Source organism: Halochromatium roseum (genome assembly GCF_016653315.1).
Taxonomy (GTDB): Bacteria; Pseudomonadota; Gammaproteobacteria; order Chromatiales; family Chromatiaceae; genus Lamprobacter; species Lamprobacter roseus.
Window position 1 is genome coordinate 80373 of sequence record NZ_NHSH01000064.1, and the last position, 16095, is coordinate 96467.

The 16095-nt window shown below is 64.3% G+C and carries 11 protein-coding genes; 8 read left to right on the forward strand and 3 right to left on the reverse strand.

Going from position 1 to position 16095, the window contains the following annotated elements:
* Positions 1–33 precede the first annotated feature (33 nt).
* From CCR96_RS15975 to CCR96_RS15995, 5 genes are read left to right on the forward strand one after another with little or no spacing between them, the layout of a single operon-like run.
* On the forward strand, positions 34–786 hold the full coding sequence (locus tag CCR96_RS15975; protein ID WP_201221117.1) for a DUF4381 domain-containing protein: 753 nt from the start codon (positions 34–36) through the stop codon (positions 784–786).
* Positions 783–1850: a VWA domain-containing protein gene (locus tag CCR96_RS15980; RefSeq protein WP_201221118.1), complete on the forward strand. Its 1068-nt coding sequence runs from the start codon at positions 783–785 to the stop codon at positions 1848–1850. The genes CCR96_RS15975 and CCR96_RS15980 overlap by 4 nt, the downstream gene beginning before the upstream one ends.
* Positions 1843–2907, forward strand: coding sequence for a vWA domain-containing protein (locus CCR96_RS15985; RefSeq protein ID WP_201221119.1), 1065 nt, complete (start codon positions 1843–1845; stop codon positions 2905–2907). The genes CCR96_RS15980 and CCR96_RS15985 overlap by 8 nt, the downstream gene beginning before the upstream one ends.
* Positions 2907–4592 (forward strand): tetratricopeptide repeat protein, encoded by a 1686-nt coding sequence (locus tag CCR96_RS15990; protein ID WP_201221120.1) that lies wholly within the window; start codon positions 2907–2909, stop codon positions 4590–4592. The genes CCR96_RS15985 and CCR96_RS15990 overlap by 1 nt, the downstream gene beginning before the upstream one ends.
* Positions 4586–6577: a BatD family protein gene (locus CCR96_RS15995; RefSeq protein WP_201221121.1), complete on the forward strand. Its 1992-nt coding sequence runs from the start codon at positions 4586–4588 to the stop codon at positions 6575–6577. The genes CCR96_RS15990 and CCR96_RS15995 overlap by 7 nt, the downstream gene beginning before the upstream one ends.
* Here CCR96_RS15995 and CCR96_RS16000 read toward each other — a convergent pair.
* On the reverse strand, positions 6574–6993 hold the full coding sequence (locus tag CCR96_RS16000; RefSeq protein ID WP_201221122.1) for a DUF2384 domain-containing protein: 420 nt from the start codon (positions 6991–6993) through the stop codon (positions 6574–6576). The two genes, CCR96_RS15995 and CCR96_RS16000, sit on opposite strands and share 4 nt — an antisense overlap.
* 328 nt (positions 6994–7321) lie before the next feature.
* Here CCR96_RS16000 and CCR96_RS24680 point away from each other — a divergent pair, with 328 nt between their 5' ends.
* The 3 genes from CCR96_RS24680 to CCR96_RS16020 all read left to right on the forward strand — a co-directional run bounded on the left by CCR96_RS24680 (position 7322) and on the right by CCR96_RS16020 (position 11933).
* The gene (locus CCR96_RS24680; RefSeq protein WP_242519132.1) at positions 7322–11236 is read left to right on the forward strand and encodes a hydantoinase B/oxoprolinase family protein; all 3915 of its coding nucleotides are present in this window, start codon (positions 7322–7324) and stop codon (positions 11234–11236) included.
* Positions 11223–11366 (forward strand): hypothetical protein, encoded by a 144-nt coding sequence (locus tag CCR96_RS16015; RefSeq protein WP_201221123.1) that lies wholly within the window; start codon positions 11223–11225, stop codon positions 11364–11366. Before CCR96_RS24680 ends, CCR96_RS16015 begins: the two co-directional genes overlap by 14 nt.
* Before the next feature lie 81 nt (positions 11367–11447).
* Positions 11448–11933: a hypothetical protein gene (locus CCR96_RS16020; RefSeq protein ID WP_207191989.1), complete on the forward strand. Its 486-nt coding sequence runs from the start codon at positions 11448–11450 to the stop codon at positions 11931–11933.
* A 54-nt stretch (positions 11934–11987) separates the two neighbouring features.
* Here the strand turns inward: CCR96_RS16020 and CCR96_RS16025 are convergent, their stop codons facing one another.
* Positions 11988–13823, reverse strand: a complete 1836-nt coding sequence (locus CCR96_RS16025) for a SufS family cysteine desulfurase (protein ID WP_201221124.1) — start codon at positions 13821–13823, stop codon at positions 11988–11990.
* Between the two features lie 136 nt (positions 13824–13959).
* Positions 13960–15786 carry a diguanylate cyclase domain-containing protein gene (locus tag CCR96_RS16030; RefSeq protein ID WP_201221125.1) on the reverse strand — a complete coding sequence of 609 codons (1827 nt, stop codon included), beginning with the start codon at positions 15784–15786 and terminating at the stop codon, positions 13960–13962.
* Between the last annotated feature and the right edge of the window lie 309 nt (positions 15787–16095).

Below are 16095 nucleotides of genomic sequence, written 5' to 3' on the forward strand. Positions count from 1 at the left end.
ATCTGACGCACCATCTAACCAAGAGCCCAAAGTTTGAATACTGACCTGCGAACACTGCGCGACATCCACGATGCCCTCGGCAACCCCTGGTGGCCGCTGGCGCCGGGCTGGTGGCTGCTGTTTGCAATGGTTGTCGGCGTCGTGGCGTTTGTCTGGCACTTCAGACAAGTGCGTTGGGTTCTACCCGTGATCCCACTACTCTATCTCGGCGACTGGCGCTGGGATGCGCGTCGCGCGTTGAAACGCCTGCGCTGCGCCCCGCCTCAGACATCACTGAAGACACAACTCGCCGAACTCTCCGAACTGCTCAAGCGCGTCGCGATGGCGCGGCACGGACGTAGCGCCTGCGCCGGCCTGCATGGCCAGGCTTGGCTCGACTGGCTCAGCGCGCATGATCCGGACGGCTTCAACTGGCGCCAACATGGCCAGCTCATCGTCAGCGCGCCCTATGCGCCGGATAGCGCGGACCCGGCCAAGAAGACCCCAGGATCTAGCCGCGATCGCGACCCGCGCTCAGAACCGCCGCCGATTGCAGACCGACAGCATGCAGAGCGACAACTCGAGCAGCTGATCGCAGCCACCGAGCGCTGGATCACCGCCCCCCTCAAGGCGCCCAAGCGCGGAGCCGAGTCCACTCAAGGCACGTCAGCAGAGCGCGCAGACAACAAGAGCGATACCGCGCTTAGCCTGTTCAGCAGGGCGCCAGGTTGGCTCACTTCGCGCTATCACAAAGTCGCCAAGGCCTTTCGTCAGCACAAACCACCCGCCGCTGAGACGACCAGATGAACGCCTTTGCATTCGCCTGGCCCTGGTTTGGTCTGCTGCTGCCGCTACCTTTCCTACTACCGTTTCTACTCAACCGTTTCTGGTCACGCCAATCGGGCAGCGACGCTGAGACCGAGCCGCGCAGCCAAGACCAGCGCATCACGCTGCTGCATCCGCAGCTTGCAGCCCTCGAAAGCGTCTATCGGGCACGGCGCCCAGACCACGACCTCATGAGCGGGATCAACCGCCTGCTGCTCTATCTGCTCTGGGCAGCCCTGGTGCTGGCCCTCATGCGCCCGCAATGGCTGGTTCCCCATACCGAGGTCAGTACCCCGGGCTATGACCTGATGCTCGCGGTGGATGCCTCGCATTCGATGGACGCGCTCGACTTCAGCGATCGCGGCCAGCAGCTGAACCGCATGCAGGTGGTCAAAGGCGTGATGGGGCGCTTCATCGACGAGCGCGCTGGCGATCGCATCGGGCTGATCATCTTCGGCACCGAGGCCTTCGTCCTTTCGCCGCTCACCATCGACCGCTACGCCGTCCACCAGTTGCTCGACGGCATCGTGCCGAGCATCGCCGGCGGCAGCACCGCGCTCGGCGATGCCATCGCCCTCGGCGTCAAGAAGCTGCGCCAGCGCCCCGAGGGCTCGCGCGTGATGATCCTGATCGCCGATGGCGACAACACCGCCGGTAGCTTCCAGCCGCTCGAAGCCGCCAGCCTGGCCCGCCTCGACGGGATTCGCATCTACGTCATCGGCGTCGGCAGCAAGCAGGCGCGCATCCCGATCTTGCACCAAGGCAAGATCGAGTACTGGGATGACCTGACCATGAACGAAGAGACCCTACAGCAGATCGCCGAGGTGACCGGCGGCGCCTATTTCCGCGCCACCAACACGCGCGCCCTCGAGGAGATCTCGCAGCGCATCGGCGTGCTCGAAAAGACCGAGTCCGAGACCCGCACCGTATTCCTGCCCGAACCGCTGTACCGCTGGCCGCTTGCGCTCGCGCTGCTCGCCCTGCTCCTGCTCGGCCTCTTCCCCGAGGGCCGGCGTCGTACCATGCGGAGATCGAGCCATGCCTGAGACCGGTTTCCACTTCAGCCAGCCACAGTGGTTCTTGGGTCTGTTCGCTTTGCCACTGGTCGCGCTCTGGCTCTGGCGCAGCACCGCTAAAGCAGCGCGCGGCCCGATCCATCGCTACGCGGATGCGCATCTATTGCCGCATCTGTCTGGGGTCCGCGAACTCAAGCGCACTGAGCGCTGGGGCCAATTCCTCAGCTGGTCCCTGCTCTGGCTGTTATTGCTCACGGCGATGGCCGGACCACGCTGGGACTCGGCCTCGGTTCAGCTCTTTCACCCGGGCGACAATCTACTGATCCTGTTGGACATCTCGCGCTCGATGGATGCCACCGACACGGCGCCGAGCCGGCTCGGCCGCGCACGCCAAGAGGTTCAAGACCTGATATTGCAGAACCGGGAGCTGCGGCTCGGGCTGATCGCCTTCGCCTCGGTACCGCATGTGATCTCCCCGGTCACTGAGGACAGCCGCGCCCTGCTGTTGACGCTGCCGGCCCTGTCCACCGGACTCACGCAACTGCCAGGCAGTCGACTGCAGGGCGCGCTCGACCGCGCCGAGCAACTGCTTAATGCCCTGCCCAAGGATAGCGCCAAGGCCATGCTCTTGATCTCAGACGGCGACTTCGACGAGCCCGGACTCGAAGACCGCGTCAGAACGCTCGCCGAGCGCGGCCTGCCGCTGCATGTGCTCGGCGTCGGCACCGTTGAGGGCGCCGATGTTCCCGGCGATCGTGGGCCGCTGCTGGCCGCAAACGGCAAGCCGGTGCGCACCCGCCTCGACGAGGATCAGCTAGAGGCGCTAGCGGCCGCCGGCAGCGGCCTCTATCGACTTGCCGACTATCGAGATGAAGACACCCGCGCCATCCTCGAGGTCGCCGCGCAGAGCCGACTCCCGGCCGAGATCAGCAATGACCGCACCCGGGTCTGGCACGAGCGCTTCTACATCCCGGTCGCCCTCCTGCTGTTGCTCCTGCTGCCGCGGTTTCGGGATTGGCTCGGCCCTAAACGACCGGCCAGCCAGGACAACGCTGGCTCCAGCCAAGGCGGCGAGAGGTCAGCCTGATGGACCAAGGTCAGCACCACAAACCGAGTGCTCTAGCCACCACGCTGGGCCTGGCGCTGGACGCGACAGTGCTGATCGCCGCAACGATGATCACGGCGACCGTTCCCAGCACAGCCCAAGCAGGCTGGCTCAAGAACAGCGAGCAAGAGGCGATTGCCGATTACGAGAACGGCGCCTACGCCGCCGCTGCAGCGACCTTCAGCGACCCATTCCGACGCGGCGTCGCACTCTATCGCGCCGGCCGCTACGCTGAAGCCGAAGCTGCCTTCGCCGAACCGCAGCGCAATGCAGTGCGCACCGAGGCCCTTTACAACCTTGGAAACAGCCGATTTTCGCAGGGCGACTATGCCGGCGCCATCAACGCCTACGAAAAGGTGCTGAGCGCTGAACCCACGCACGACGATGCACTGTACAACCTCGCTCTTGCGCGCTCGCGGCTCGCGCGCTTCGAGCAAGCGGCCTTTGCCGAAGCGCAGCAACCTGAGCCGGACGAAGACCAAGACACCGAGCAGACCGCAGACAGCCCGGATGCTGGCGATGATGCCGCCGACCAAGAACAGCCTGAAGAGCAGGACGGGGAGCAGGACGGGGAGCAACAGCAACAAGGCGAGCCCAAAGACGATGGAGAACAGCAGCAAGGCGAACAAGAGCAGGGTGATCAGGAGCAAGGCGAGCAACAGCAGGACGAACAGCAGCAAGGCGAGCAGCAAGGGCAACAATCCGGTGGCGGCGACCAGCAAGGCGATGCCCAGGATCAGGCGTCAGACGCCGCAGCCGATGCGCAGACCGCAGACGATCAACAGCGCGGCAAGAGCGGCGGTGATGAGCAGCAGAAGCCGCAAGATGCCGAGGCCGGCGACAGCGCTGACGCGAAGGATGGCCGCGGCGAGGATGCATCAGCGTCAGACCAAGCCAGTGGCGATCTCGACGACACCGAGACAGCCCATGAGACCGGCGAGAATGACGACCGCGAGCGGAAACCTGAGTCTGAGTCAGATTCAGAGCAAGCCAAGGGCGAGCAGCCACACAGCCAAGACGCGAAAGAGGAAATCGGTAGCGACGAACAGCACAGCGACGATCAAACCGGCGAGCATGGCGATGAATCCAATGCGGACCAGCGCGCCGGCGGCGAGACTCCAGAAGATCAGGCAGGGGCCGCTGAATCGACTGATCAGGATCACGAGCAATCGGGCGCCGGCGCTGACCAAGCGTCCAGAGCAGGCCAGGAGTCTGACGACGAGCAGGCCGCCGGTGAGCGCGCTGGCAACGATGCGGCAAGCGACCAGGCGCCCGACGCTCAGGAGATCGATGCCGACGCGGATCAGCAGCGCCCAGAGCCTGAATCGAGCGCGCGCCTTGACCGACCTGATGCCAAGGGTGATCGCGCCGCGAAGGCCAGCACCGAGCCCGACCTCAGCGCCGCCGATCGAGCAGCCGAGTCGGTCGACCGCTTCGATCAGCAGGGCGCCTTGCCTTGGCAGGCACTGGACCCTGAGCAAGGGATCAGCGATCGACCCGCGCTCGATGGCGAAGCCGCGCTCGGCCCGGGAATGGCGGTGATCGAGCAGCGGCTGCAGCAGGTCGAGGGCGATCCGACGCACCTGATGCGCAACCAATTCCGGCTCGAGGAGGCACGTCGTCTGCGCGAGAGCAGTGGACAATTGCAGGAGGCTCGGCCATGGTAGCGAAGCTTGCAGCAGGACACCCACAGCGCCCAACAACCTCTCGGCATCCGGATCAAGACCCTAGCATCCAACGGACGTGGATCAGGCTACGCACGCTCGCCATCGCACTCCTAGCCTCGGTCTTAGGCCTCACCCCGGTAGGCATCACGGCCTCAGGTCTCAACACGGCAACCAGCGCTCAGGACGCGCAAAACCCGTCGCAGGCGTCCTGGGGGCAAGCGCGGCTCGCCCAGCAGGGTTATCCGCAGCAGCCTGGTAACCCTTGGACCTTCCGACCCCAGCCCCCGACCAATGCACGCGGCGTTCCACCCGGATCACCCCCTGGCCAACAACCGCCGGCTGGCTACCCGCAGGCTGGGCCCTGGCAACAGCTGCCACCGGTGTACTGGGGAGCGGGCGCACCCAGCCCCTACCCAGGCGCCTATCCCAATCAGCAGCCTGGCGGCTACCCAAGCGGCCCCGGCTACAACCCGTATCAGCAGGGCACACGACCAAGCGCTCAGCCGTCTCTGGAGGTCAGCCTGCTCAACAGCCAGCCTTACGTACAGCAGCCCGTGCTGGTGCGGCTCGATGTGCTCAGCTCTGGCAATCTCGCCACCGCCTCTCCGGAGCTTGCCGGCTTTGATGCGGTGCTGTTGGAAGAACTCTCGGGCCCTATCACCAGCGTTCGTGGCAGCGGCCGCGAGCGACAGATCGTTAACAGCTACATGCTGACGCTGATCCCACTGCGCGAAGGATCACTTCAGCTCGGTCCGTTCGAGGTCTCCGGCACCCTCGCCGGTGGCGTCCCGTTTTCGGCAGTGGCAGCTGCGCCCAACCGTCTCGAGGTGCGGCCGGTGGTCGCCTCGGTCCGACCCTGGCTCCCGCTGCAAGCCCTGCAGCTGACGCGCGAGCTTGACCAGAGCACACCGCTCGCCGAAGGCCGGCCCACCACCCTCAGCTTGCGCCTGCGGGCAACCGGCGGCACGGGCGCTCAGCTGCCCGATCTCGAGCCGATGCTGAGGTCGAACGACTTCCGCGCCTACCGCGAGCAGACGATCATCGATACCCGCCTAAACAACGATGGACGCACGCTCGAAGGCATTCGCACCGAGATCTACACCCTGGTGCCCTATTCGGGCGGCCGTCTCCAGCTGCCAGAGCTTCGTATCAATTGGTGGAATGTAGAAGCCGCCCGGCGCGAGACCTCGAGTGTTCCGATCCGTAACCTCTCCGTTGCTGGCGAGTCTGGCCCGTTCGGATTTGGGCGCGGCTCCGGGTGGTCGGGATGGCTCGGCAACGGCACCGATAGAGACGAAGGCCGTCGGAGCGGCCGCGGCAGCGAGGGTTGGCGCTGGTTCTGGATACCACTGGGCAGCATCATGCTGCTACTGATCGGCTACTGGGCTGGCGTCTGGTACCGCGTCAAGAAACCGGCGTCCAGTGCCAAGGCGAAGAGGGCGAGCGCGACCTCTCAGCTAGATAGGGGGCACAGGCTCCGCGGCACCAGCGGTGAACTGAGATTCAGACTGAGCGCCGGCTTTAGCAATGGCCTGCGCCGACTCGACCCAGGCGCGCTAGTCGCCGCGCTCTGGCTCGCGCTGCGCGGCCGCCTGCACCGGCTGATGCCCGCTAGCCTGCGGGTCTATCGCTGCGCTCTCGCCGCCGAGCGCGCGGACAGCCCGAGCGAGTGGGCGCTGAGATTTCAGAGTAGCGCCTGCCAGAGCCTGCGCACGCCCAGTCGAGAGCCACTTCCGCGCATGGCGGATCGGATCTTGCGTCTCCGCCCAGGGGCCGATGCGGTGCGTGTTCGCGGTCTTATCCAGGAACTCGATCATGCCCTCTACAATGGAGGCAAGCTGGATATGAAACGCTGGAAGCGGGAGCTACGCCTTGCCCTTCGTCCGGGTTTGGGGGCATTTCGCGGACTGCTCGGCGGGCGGCTGCAGCCCGCGCGGCTGCCCGCGCTCAACCCCATCTCAAGCGAACACGGGATCAAACGCTAGCCGGCAACCTCATAAGTGGTCTTGGAGCCGGTCAGGTCCCAAGCGAAGGTGCAATCCAGATGCGAGAGCACCGAGATCAAACCGCTTTCGCCATCCTCGACCATCACGGCAACCGGCGCGCGTTTACCGAACTGCTTATTACCGCGCTTCACCCACATGTCGCGCATCTCCGGATTGCGCGGGAAGTAGGTCTGTAGGGCCTCCTCAATGCGCAGCAGGTAGGATACGCGGCGGTTGACCTCGGCGTTATCAGGAAACGGCTCCTCCTCACGAAAGCGCGAGATGTTGCGCACCTTGACGCTCTCGGGGAGTTGCAGCAGCACCATCATGTCGCTTGCCGAGAGGTTCCAGCTCTCGAGTAGGCTCATGGTGCGCTGGGTCAGCGACAGACGTTCGTCGTGGGTCAGATCAGACATGGGGATGGACCACCTTAGGTATCAGCAGGTATCAGCAGGTATTAGCCGCGACCACCCGGCAGAGGCATCACGGCAACGAGGAACAAGAGGATTGCGGACTGTCGTTGACAGTGAAGGCGAATAACCCAGGTTGCAACCCGGAAAAGGGATTATCCGATCCCGAGCGCGGCCAGTGAGACGCCACCTACAGGCAAGCTGGCTGACCAACTGGGCACCATCGCCAAAGAACAGATCGCGTCATTCGAGCAGCGGTCATGCTGGCGCAAGGGTTAGTATGTCGCGCTCAGCTGTCAGCTCGCCACCATAACCACCGCTAACGGATGTCGCAATGCGTGCAGATGCTTCGGCCCAAGATCGCTCAGCCGAGCCGCCTCTTCGCGGCTGGGAATTCTGGATCGATCGCGGCGGCACCTTTACCGACATCGTCGCCCGGCGACCCGATGGCGCGCTGCTGACCACCAAGCTGCTCTCGGAGAACCCCGAGGCCTATGTCGATGCCGCCATCGAGGGCATCCGCCGGCTGCTCGCGCTGGCGCCCGACGCGCCGCTACCCAGCGCGGCGATCGAGGCGGTGAAGATGGGCACCACGGTCGCCACCAATGCCCTGCTCGAGCGCAAGGGCGATCGGGTGCTGCTCTTGGTCACGCGCGGTTTTGGTGACGCCCTACGCATCGGCTACCAGGCCCGCCCGCAGCTCTTTGCACGTCAGATCATCCTGCCGGAGATGCTCTACGAGCGGGTTGAGGAGGTCAGGGAGCGCGTCGGCGCCGATGGTCGCCTGATCACCCCACTCGATCTTGAGGATCTGCGCCCGCGCCTCGAGCGGGCCTATCGCGACGGCATCCGCGCCACCGCCATCCTCTGCATGCACGGCTATCGCTATCCCGAGCATGAACAACGCATCAAGGCGCTCGCTAAGGCGATCGGCTTTCGCCAGATCTCGACCAGCCATGAGATCAGCCCGCTGATCAAGCTGATCGGTCGTGGCGACACCACGGTGGTCGACGCTTACCTCTCACCACTGCTGCGGCGTTATGTCGAGCAGTTCGAAGGCCTACTCGGTACTGATACTGGGACTGCCGCGAGGCCTAGCGATCAGCGCAACCAGCATCCTGCTGCCTCCGACCAGGCTGAGCAAAACAGGCATGACCAAGGGACAGGAGCCGCGAAGAAAACGAAGCGGTCAGCCTGCGCAAACGTCAAGCCACGTCTGCAATTCATGCAATCACACGGCGGATTGACCGACGCCCATCTGTTCCAGGGCAAGGACGCGATCCTATCCGGTCCAGCAGGCGGCATCATCGGCGCGGTCGAGACCGCACGCCAGGCCGGCTTCGACAAGCTGATCACCTTCGACATGGGCGGCACCTCAACCGATGTCGCCCACTATGCCGGCACCCTCGAGCGCAGCCTCGAGACCCCGGTCGCTGGCGTGCGCATGCGCGCGCCGATGATGCAGATCCACACCGTTGCCGCTGGCGGCGGCTCGCTGTGCCAGTTCGATGGCGCCCGCTATCGGGTCGGCCCGGAGAGCGCCGGCGCTGATCCGGGTCCGGCCTGCTATCGGCGCGGCGGGCCGCTGGCGGTAACCGATTGCAACCTGATGCTCGGTAAGCTGCAGCCAGGCTTCTTTCCGGCAGTTTTCGGGCCGAGCCAGGATCAGCCGCTCGACTTGGATGCGGTGCGGAACGGGTTCAGCACCTTGGCCGATGAGATTGCCGCGGCAACGGGCGAGCGGCCGCTCCCAGAGCAGGTCGCCGAGGGCTTCCTGCATATCGCCATAGAGAATATGGCCAATGCGATCAAGACCATCTCGGTGCAGCGCGGCTACGATGTGACCGACTACACCCTAGTCAGCTTTGGTGGCGCCGGCGGCCAGCATGCTTGCGCGGTGGCCGATGCACTCGGCATGTCGCGGGTGCTGTTGCACCCGCTCGCCGGCGTGCTCTCGGCCTACGGCATGGGGCTGGCAAGCGTGCGCGCACTGCGCGAGCGCTCGCTCGAGCAGCCGCTGGAGGACGCACTCGACAGCGGCGAGTTCGCGACAGCACTCGCGGCCATCACGGACGAGGCCGAGCAGGAACTGCGCGCCCAATCGATCCCGGCCGCGCGCATCGAGCTGTGCCGTTCGCTCCACCTGCGCTATCAGGGCTCCGATAGCGCGATTGAGGTCAAACTGGGTGGTCTGGGTCATCACAGCAGCGGCGACGCTAGCGAGAACGTCAATGCCAGCGGGAACGGCAACCTCGGCGGTGGTCTCGACCCTGCCGACCCGAGCGCACGGCAGCCCCCTGGCTTGATGACCGACCAGACCGCCACAGGCGCCGCCGAGATCAGGCGCGCCTTCGAGGCCGCCTACCGCACCCGCTTCGGCTTCCTGATGCCCGACACCCCTCTGATTGCGGCCAGCGTCGCCGTCGAGGCCATCGGTCAGGCCGAAGGCGTCACGGCAATGCCGGACGCATTACAGGGGCCAACTCCGCCCGCGAACGCAACTGTGTCGATCTTCAGCGGCGGAGACTGGCATCCCGCGCCGCTGTTCGAACGCGGTGCCTTGCATCCAGGCAACCGCATCACCGGCCCCGCGATCATCGTCGAGCAGACCGGCACCACCATCGTCGAGCCGGGCTGGCAGGCCGCAGTGACCGCCCTCGGCAACCTCCTGTTGCAACGGGTCGAGGCCCGCGCCGAGGGCCGCGCCATCGGCACCGACTGCGATCCGGTGATGCTTGAGGTGTTCAATAATCTCTTCATGTCGATCGCCGAACAGATGGGCTACCGGCTGCAGAACACCGCCTTCTCGGTCAACATCAAGGAGCGGCTGGATTTCTCCTGCGCCCTGTTCGATCCGGATGGCGCCCTGGTCGCCAATGCCCCGCACATCCCGGTGCATCTCGGCTCGATGGGCGAGAGCGTGCGCGCGGTGATTCGGCAGAATGCTGGCTCCATGGCGCCGGGCGATGTCTATGCGCTGAACGCGCCCTACAACGGCGGCACCCATCTGCCGGATGTCACCGTCATCACGCCGGTGTTCGACGCCGCCGGCGAACAGATCCTGTTCTATGTTGGCAGCCGCGGTCATCATGCCGACATCGGCGGCATCAGCCCCGGCTCGATGCCGGCGCGCTCGCGGAGCGTCGACGAGGAAGGCGTGTTGATCGACAACCTCAAGCTGGTCGAGCACGGCGTCTTCCAGCGCGAGGCGGTGATGGCGCTGCTCAGCGCCGGTCCCTATCCGGCGCGTAATCCCGAGCAGAATCTCGCCGACCTGCAAGCGCAGATCGCAGCCAACGCCAAGGGTGTCGAGGAGCTGCTGAAGATGGTCGATCACTTCGGCCTCGCCACCGTGCGGGCCTACATGGGCCATGTCCAAGCCAATGCGGAAGCATCGGTGCGCCGCGTCATCGAGGTGCTGAAGCCGGGTCGCTTTAGCGTCGAGATGGACGACGGCGCGGTGATCGCGGTCGCGATCTCGATCGATCGGCAGCGGCGTCGGGCGTGCGTCGACTTCACCGGCACCAGCCCGCAACAGCCAAGCAACTTCAATGCCCCGGCGGCGATCTGTCGCGCCGCCGTGCTCTATGTCTTTCGCACCCTGGTCGAAGACGCGATCCCGCTCAATGAGGGCTGCCTAAAGCCAATTGATCTCATCATCCCAGAGGGCTCGATGCTCAACCCCTGTTATCCGGCGGCGGTGGTCGCCGGCAACGTCGAGACCAGCCAGGCGATTACCGACGCCCTCTATGGCGCCCTCGGCGTGCTCGCCGCCGCTCAGGGCAGCATGAACAACACCAGCTTCGGCAACGCAGGCCACCAATACTACGAGACCGTCTGCGGCGGCTCCGGTGCCGGCCCCGACTTCGACGGCACCAGCGCGGTGCAGACGCACATGACCAACTCCCGCCTGACCGACCCCGAGGTTCTGGAGTGGCGCTTACCCGTGCGCTTGGACGCCTTCTCCATCCGCCGCGGATCAGGAGGCAATGGACGTCACCGCGGCGGCGATGGGGTCGAGCGGCGCATCCGTTTCTTGGAACCGATGGACGTCAGCATCCTCGCCAATCGCCGTCGGGTGCCGCCCTTCGGGCTTGCCGGCGGCGAACCGGGCGCCTGTGGTCGCAACTGGATCGAGCGCGCCAACGGTAACATCGAGCCACTCGCCGGCACCGACACTTGCTCAGTTAAACCCAATGACGTCTTTGTGCTGCAAACGCCTGGCGGCGGTGGATTTGGCCAAGCATGAAGCGCAGATTGGCTTGATTCGCAGCCCGATGACCAAAGCTGGAGGGCAGGTCGGCTTTTTGAATTCTCGCATGGCGACATCGAAGACATCGACGAAAGCATCCGAAAAACCGATTGAGCAGGTGGTTTGAGGACGGATGCAACCACCTCAACCCAACCACCTCAACCTTGGTTCTAACACCTTGAACACTCATTCCGGTCAAACACTGATGATGAAACCGATCATTCTCTTCGCCCTGCTCCTGTTGCCAACGGTCCTCTCTGCTGCGCCACTGTCAGTCGGTGACCCGCTTCCCGCGCTCAGCCTGGTGGATCAGCATGACAAGCCGCAGACCGTCAGTCCCGAAACACGCCTGATCTTCTTCTCAGCCAGCCGCGATGCAGCCAGCCTGATCGAGGATGCACTCGCCGGCCAAACCGGCGACAGCCTCGCTGCGGCCGGCATCGTCTACGTTGCCGATATCGACGGCATGCCGCCGGTGGTCTCCAAGCTGGTTGCATTGCCACAGATGCGCAAGCTGCCCTACCCGATGCTGCTCGGTCATGATGCCGAAGACACGGCCATGATTCCCCGCGAGCGTGGGAAGGTGACGCTGATCGAGGCCGAGGACGGGACCGTTACCGCGATTCGAGAGATCGATGATCTCGCGATTCTGAAACAGGCCCTCACCGCGGCCGGCGATGAAAGCCGGCGATGAAGAATAGATCGACCCGTCGAGATCACCCTCGTCAGCGCCTGCGCAATCCTATGCTCAGGTGTCCCGCGCCAAGGCCTTCAAGCGTTGCACCATCGCCTCGAGGCCGTTGCGCCGCGACAGGCTGAGATTCGCATCAAGGCCGATGCGGCTGAAGAAGCCATCCACATCGAACGCTAGAACCGATTCCGCGGACTGTCCAGAGCAGATCCGCTGCAGCAGCGCGATCAAGCCTCGCACGATCGCCGCATCGCTGTCGGCGAGACATTCGATCACCGCCTTCGAGCCCGGCTTGCGACGAGCCGCCAAATAAACGGTGCTCTGACAGCCGCGGACGAGGTTTGCGTCGGTCTTGAGCGCGAGCGGCATCGGCGGCAGCCGTTCGCCGAGTTCGATCAGATAGTCATGCCGCGTGGGCCAGTCCGGCAGCAATGCAAAATCCTCGGCGATGGCGTCGGCGGCGGCCTGCGGGGAATCCGCAGCAGCGGCTGGGTAGGCCGGTTCGGCGCCCGCGACCTGGTTCAGGTGCATGCCTGCGCCCAGGTTCATGTCTTGGCCTGGAGCAGCGCTCATAGTGGCATCGGGCACCTGCAACCTCGGCGCGAGATCATCCTGATCAGCCTGCAACCTGCCTGCACGCGCTGCCGCCCGATGACGGTTCTGCTCGAGGATCTCAGCGAGCGCATCGGCGAGTCGATCGACATCGTCGCGCGAATTGTAGAGCGCCAGCGACGCCCGAGCGGTCGAGGAAACACCGAGCCGCTCCATCAATGGCTGGCAGCAGTGGTGCCCGGTGCGAACGCTGATCCCGCGCAGGTCGAGCTGGGTGCCGACATCGAGCGAGGCCATTGGCGGATCGTTCACGACAAACGAGATCACACCGCTCTTGTGCGCCGCCCTGCCCTTGATCTCGACACCGGGGATCGGCGCGATCCGATCGGTCGCGTAGGCAAGCAACGCCTGCTCATAGACACCGACCTGCTCAAGGTCGAGCGCAGACAGCCAGTCGATCGCGGCACCGAGCCCAATGGCGCCAGAGATGTTAGGCGTGCCGGCCTCGAAGCGGCTCGGCAGGCCCGCATAGGTTGTACCAGCAAAGCTGACCCGCTCGATCATGTCACCACCGCCCTGATACGGAGGCATCGACTCGAGCAGGGCGCGCTTGCCATAGAGCACGCCGATGCCGGTCGGAGCATAGAGCTTGTGGCCCGAGAAGGCGTAGAAATCGGCATCCAGCGCCTGCACGTCGGTGCGCCCATGGGCGACCCACTGGGCACCGTCAATCAGGGCGAGCGCGCCTGCGGCGTGTGCCTCGGCGATGATCTCCTGCACCGGGTTGATGGTACCGAGCGCGTTCGAGACATGATTGACGGCAACCATCCGCGTCCGCGGCGAGAGCAAACGCCGATAGGCGTCTAGGTCTAGCTCACCGGCGTCATTGATCGGAATCACCTTGATCTGCGCGCCGCTGGCCTCTGCGGCCAACTGCCAGGGGACGATATTGGAATGGTGCTCCAGGATCGACAGGATGATCTCGTCGCCAGGCTGGAGATTGGCGCGTCCCCAAGCCGCTGCGACCAGGTTGATCGACCCGGTGGTGCCGCTGGTGAACAGGCACTCAGCAGGCTCTGCAGCGTTGATGAAGCGGGCGACGGTGGCGCGCGCCTCCTCGTAGCGCCGGGTCGCGCCCTGCGAGAGTTGATAGACGGCGCGATGGATATTCGCATGCTGGTGGCGCTGATACTCGGCAACCGTCTCGATCACCCTACTCGGCTGCTGGGTACTTGCGGCACTGTCGAGAAACACCAGCGACCGGCCGCCAGCCCGGACCTCAAAGAGCGGAAATTCTGCGCGAATCGCGGTGTGATCGATCGGCATCGGTAGTGTCGGCATGCAATGGTCTCGGGCGTGATGGACAAGCGGTTCGAGCGTGGCGCAGACGGCGCTGATCAAGGCTGGCGCCGGAATGGCTCGAACGGTGCGGGTCGAGCCTGGCTAAGGCACGACTCAGGCACGGCTCAGGCGCGGCTCAGGCGACCTCGGCGGCCGAAGTGTTGTCGTGGATGACGACACGATTCCGCCCGAGCTGCTTCGCTGTGTAGAGTGAGGCATCGGCGCGCGCCAAGATCGACTCGGGGCTATCGCCCTCCCTAATGCAAGTGACACCAATGCTGACCGTGAGTGCGATCCGATGAGACTCAAAGGTCCTTGGCTCCGCAGCAACGCAGGCACGGATACGCTCTGCGGTTTGCAGTGCACCCTCGGCGTTGGTTTCGTATAAGAGCGCGGCGAATTCCTCGCCGCCAAGGCGCGCAAGGAGATCACCGCGTCGCAAACAGCCCTGCGCCAGCGTCGCAAACTGGCACAGCATCGCGTCGCCGGCCGCATGGCCATAGGTGTCGTTCACGGCCTTGAAGTGGTCGAGATCGAACGCCAACACCGCAACGATCATTCCGTGGCGGCCAAAGTGCGCAATCGCAGCGTCTAAACGTTCAAGGAACAAACGCCGGTTTGCGATCTCGGTCAGCCCATCGTAAAAGGCATAATGCTGCAGCAGATCCCGCTGTTGCCGGCGTTCGTCGACATCGATATCGATGCCGCGAAAACCAACGATCTCCCCGGATGGGTCCCGCATGGGCATGCCGCTGGTGGAGACCCAAAGCCGGCGTCCATTGCAGTCGACGACCTGATTCTCGAACCCAGCGAGGTAACGGCCTTCGCGGATCATCGCTTGACTCAAGTCGCGCATCTGGTCGCGCCCTTCGGCCGGCATGATGTCCCAAAACGCGCGTCCAATCAGTTCCTCAGGCCGGTACCCCAGTACTGTCTCGACCGAATCCGAGAGATCGGTGTAATAGCCCTCGTAGTCAATATCCCAGGCATAGCTTCGGCTCTGTTTTGCGAGCTCCGCGTAGCGCGCCTCAGAGCGCTCGGCACGATCGCGCGCTTCCATCAGCGCCGCATTCAGTTGTTCGAGTAGCGCTGCTTGCTTGCTCGACTGTCGGTGTCGCCAGCTGAAAAAACCGGCCAGTAGCGCCGACAAAGCCAATACCACCAATGAGGCCCACAACCAGCGCAAATCGGGCGGAGATTCAATCCAAGCCGCCAGCCAGCGATTCTCGATCTCGCGACGGTCTTCCGCGGTCAGCGTTTGCGTCATGGCCTCGAAGAACGGCAACCACTCTGGGCGATCGTTACGCACAGCGATCGCTAAGTTCCAGCGATCGGCAAACCGACCGGCCACCTTCAGCTCGTGAAGTTGGGCCTGCTGAATCGCATAGGCCACGGTAGCCAGTGAGTCGATCAGCCCGTAGGCCTCACCGCGGCGGACTCGCTGCAGACCCTCGGTGATATTCTCGACCTCGATGAAGCGAATCTGTGGATAGCGCTCTCGAACCAGCTCGGTGTAAGCGTAGCCCTGCACCGCTGCCAGGGTCTTATCCACAACCTCTTCCAAGCGGTTGACCGAGGGCGCTTCGCTGCGTGTGACCAAGACGAATGGGTAGCTGACGTAAGACTCGGTGAACAGCCAATGCTCGCTGCGCTCTGGGGTCTTCATGGCCAGGGTCAGCACATCGCACTCGCGCCGCCTGGCCTTCTCGAGGGACTCCTCCCAAGACCTCGTCGGCACGATCTCAGTCCGCAGCCCGACACGCTCGGTCATGCGCTGCCAATAGTCGGCCGCCATCCCTTGGTGCTGGCCTCGCTTGTCGAGGTACTCGAAGGGTGCCCAGGCTGGATCGACACAGAGCCGCACCGGACGCTCAGCATCCGGCACGGCGCTTGACCCCATTAGCGGCAGCGCGACCAGGACCGAGAGGGCCAACAGCAGTAAAGACAAGGCAGATCGATGCACGGAGCGCTCAACTTAAGTGTTCAACAATCAAACCTAAGGTTGACTGAAATGCTGAGGAAACAATGCAAAGTTTCTCGCTGCGTCTCCTCACCAAACCGCACGGGTGCGGCGGCTGGTCATCATGACGGCTACGAGGTCGTTGGAGCATGCTCGAAGCATAACAGATATTGAGCCTTGGCCCCCTTTACTGGCCAGACCGCACTGCCCCCCCTTTACGAAAAGGGCTGCGGCATTGCACTCGCACGAAGCAGGCGGCGACCGATGATGAGATCAGGTTTTCTCGGACGAATCCGTCACCTGGCTGTGAAT

Coding starts and splice junctions, on each gene's coding strand:
- CCR96_RS16025 (WP_201221124.1), bottom strand. CDS start 13,823: ATGCCGACACTACCGATGCCGATCGATCACACCGCGATTCGCGCAGAA.
- CCR96_RS16020 (WP_207191989.1), top strand. CDS start 11,448: ATGAAACCGATCATTCTCTTCGCCCTGCTCCTGTTGCCAACGGTCCTC.
- CCR96_RS16000 (WP_201221122.1), bottom strand. CDS start 6,993: ATGTCTGATCTGACCCACGACGAACGTCTGTCGCTGACCCAGCGCACC.
- CCR96_RS15990 (WP_201221120.1), top strand. CDS start 2,907: ATGGACCAAGGTCAGCACCACAAACCGAGTGCTCTAGCCACCACGCTG.
- CCR96_RS15995 (WP_201221121.1), top strand. CDS start 4,586: ATGGTAGCGAAGCTTGCAGCAGGACACCCACAGCGCCCAACAACCTCT.
- CCR96_RS24680 (WP_242519132.1), top strand. CDS start 7,322: ATGCGTGCAGATGCTTCGGCCCAAGATCGCTCAGCCGAGCCGCCTCTT.
- CCR96_RS15980 (WP_201221118.1), top strand. CDS start 783: ATGAACGCCTTTGCATTCGCCTGGCCCTGGTTTGGTCTGCTGCTGCCG.
- CCR96_RS15985 (WP_201221119.1), top strand. CDS start 1,843: ATGCCTGAGACCGGTTTCCACTTCAGCCAGCCACAGTGGTTCTTGGGT.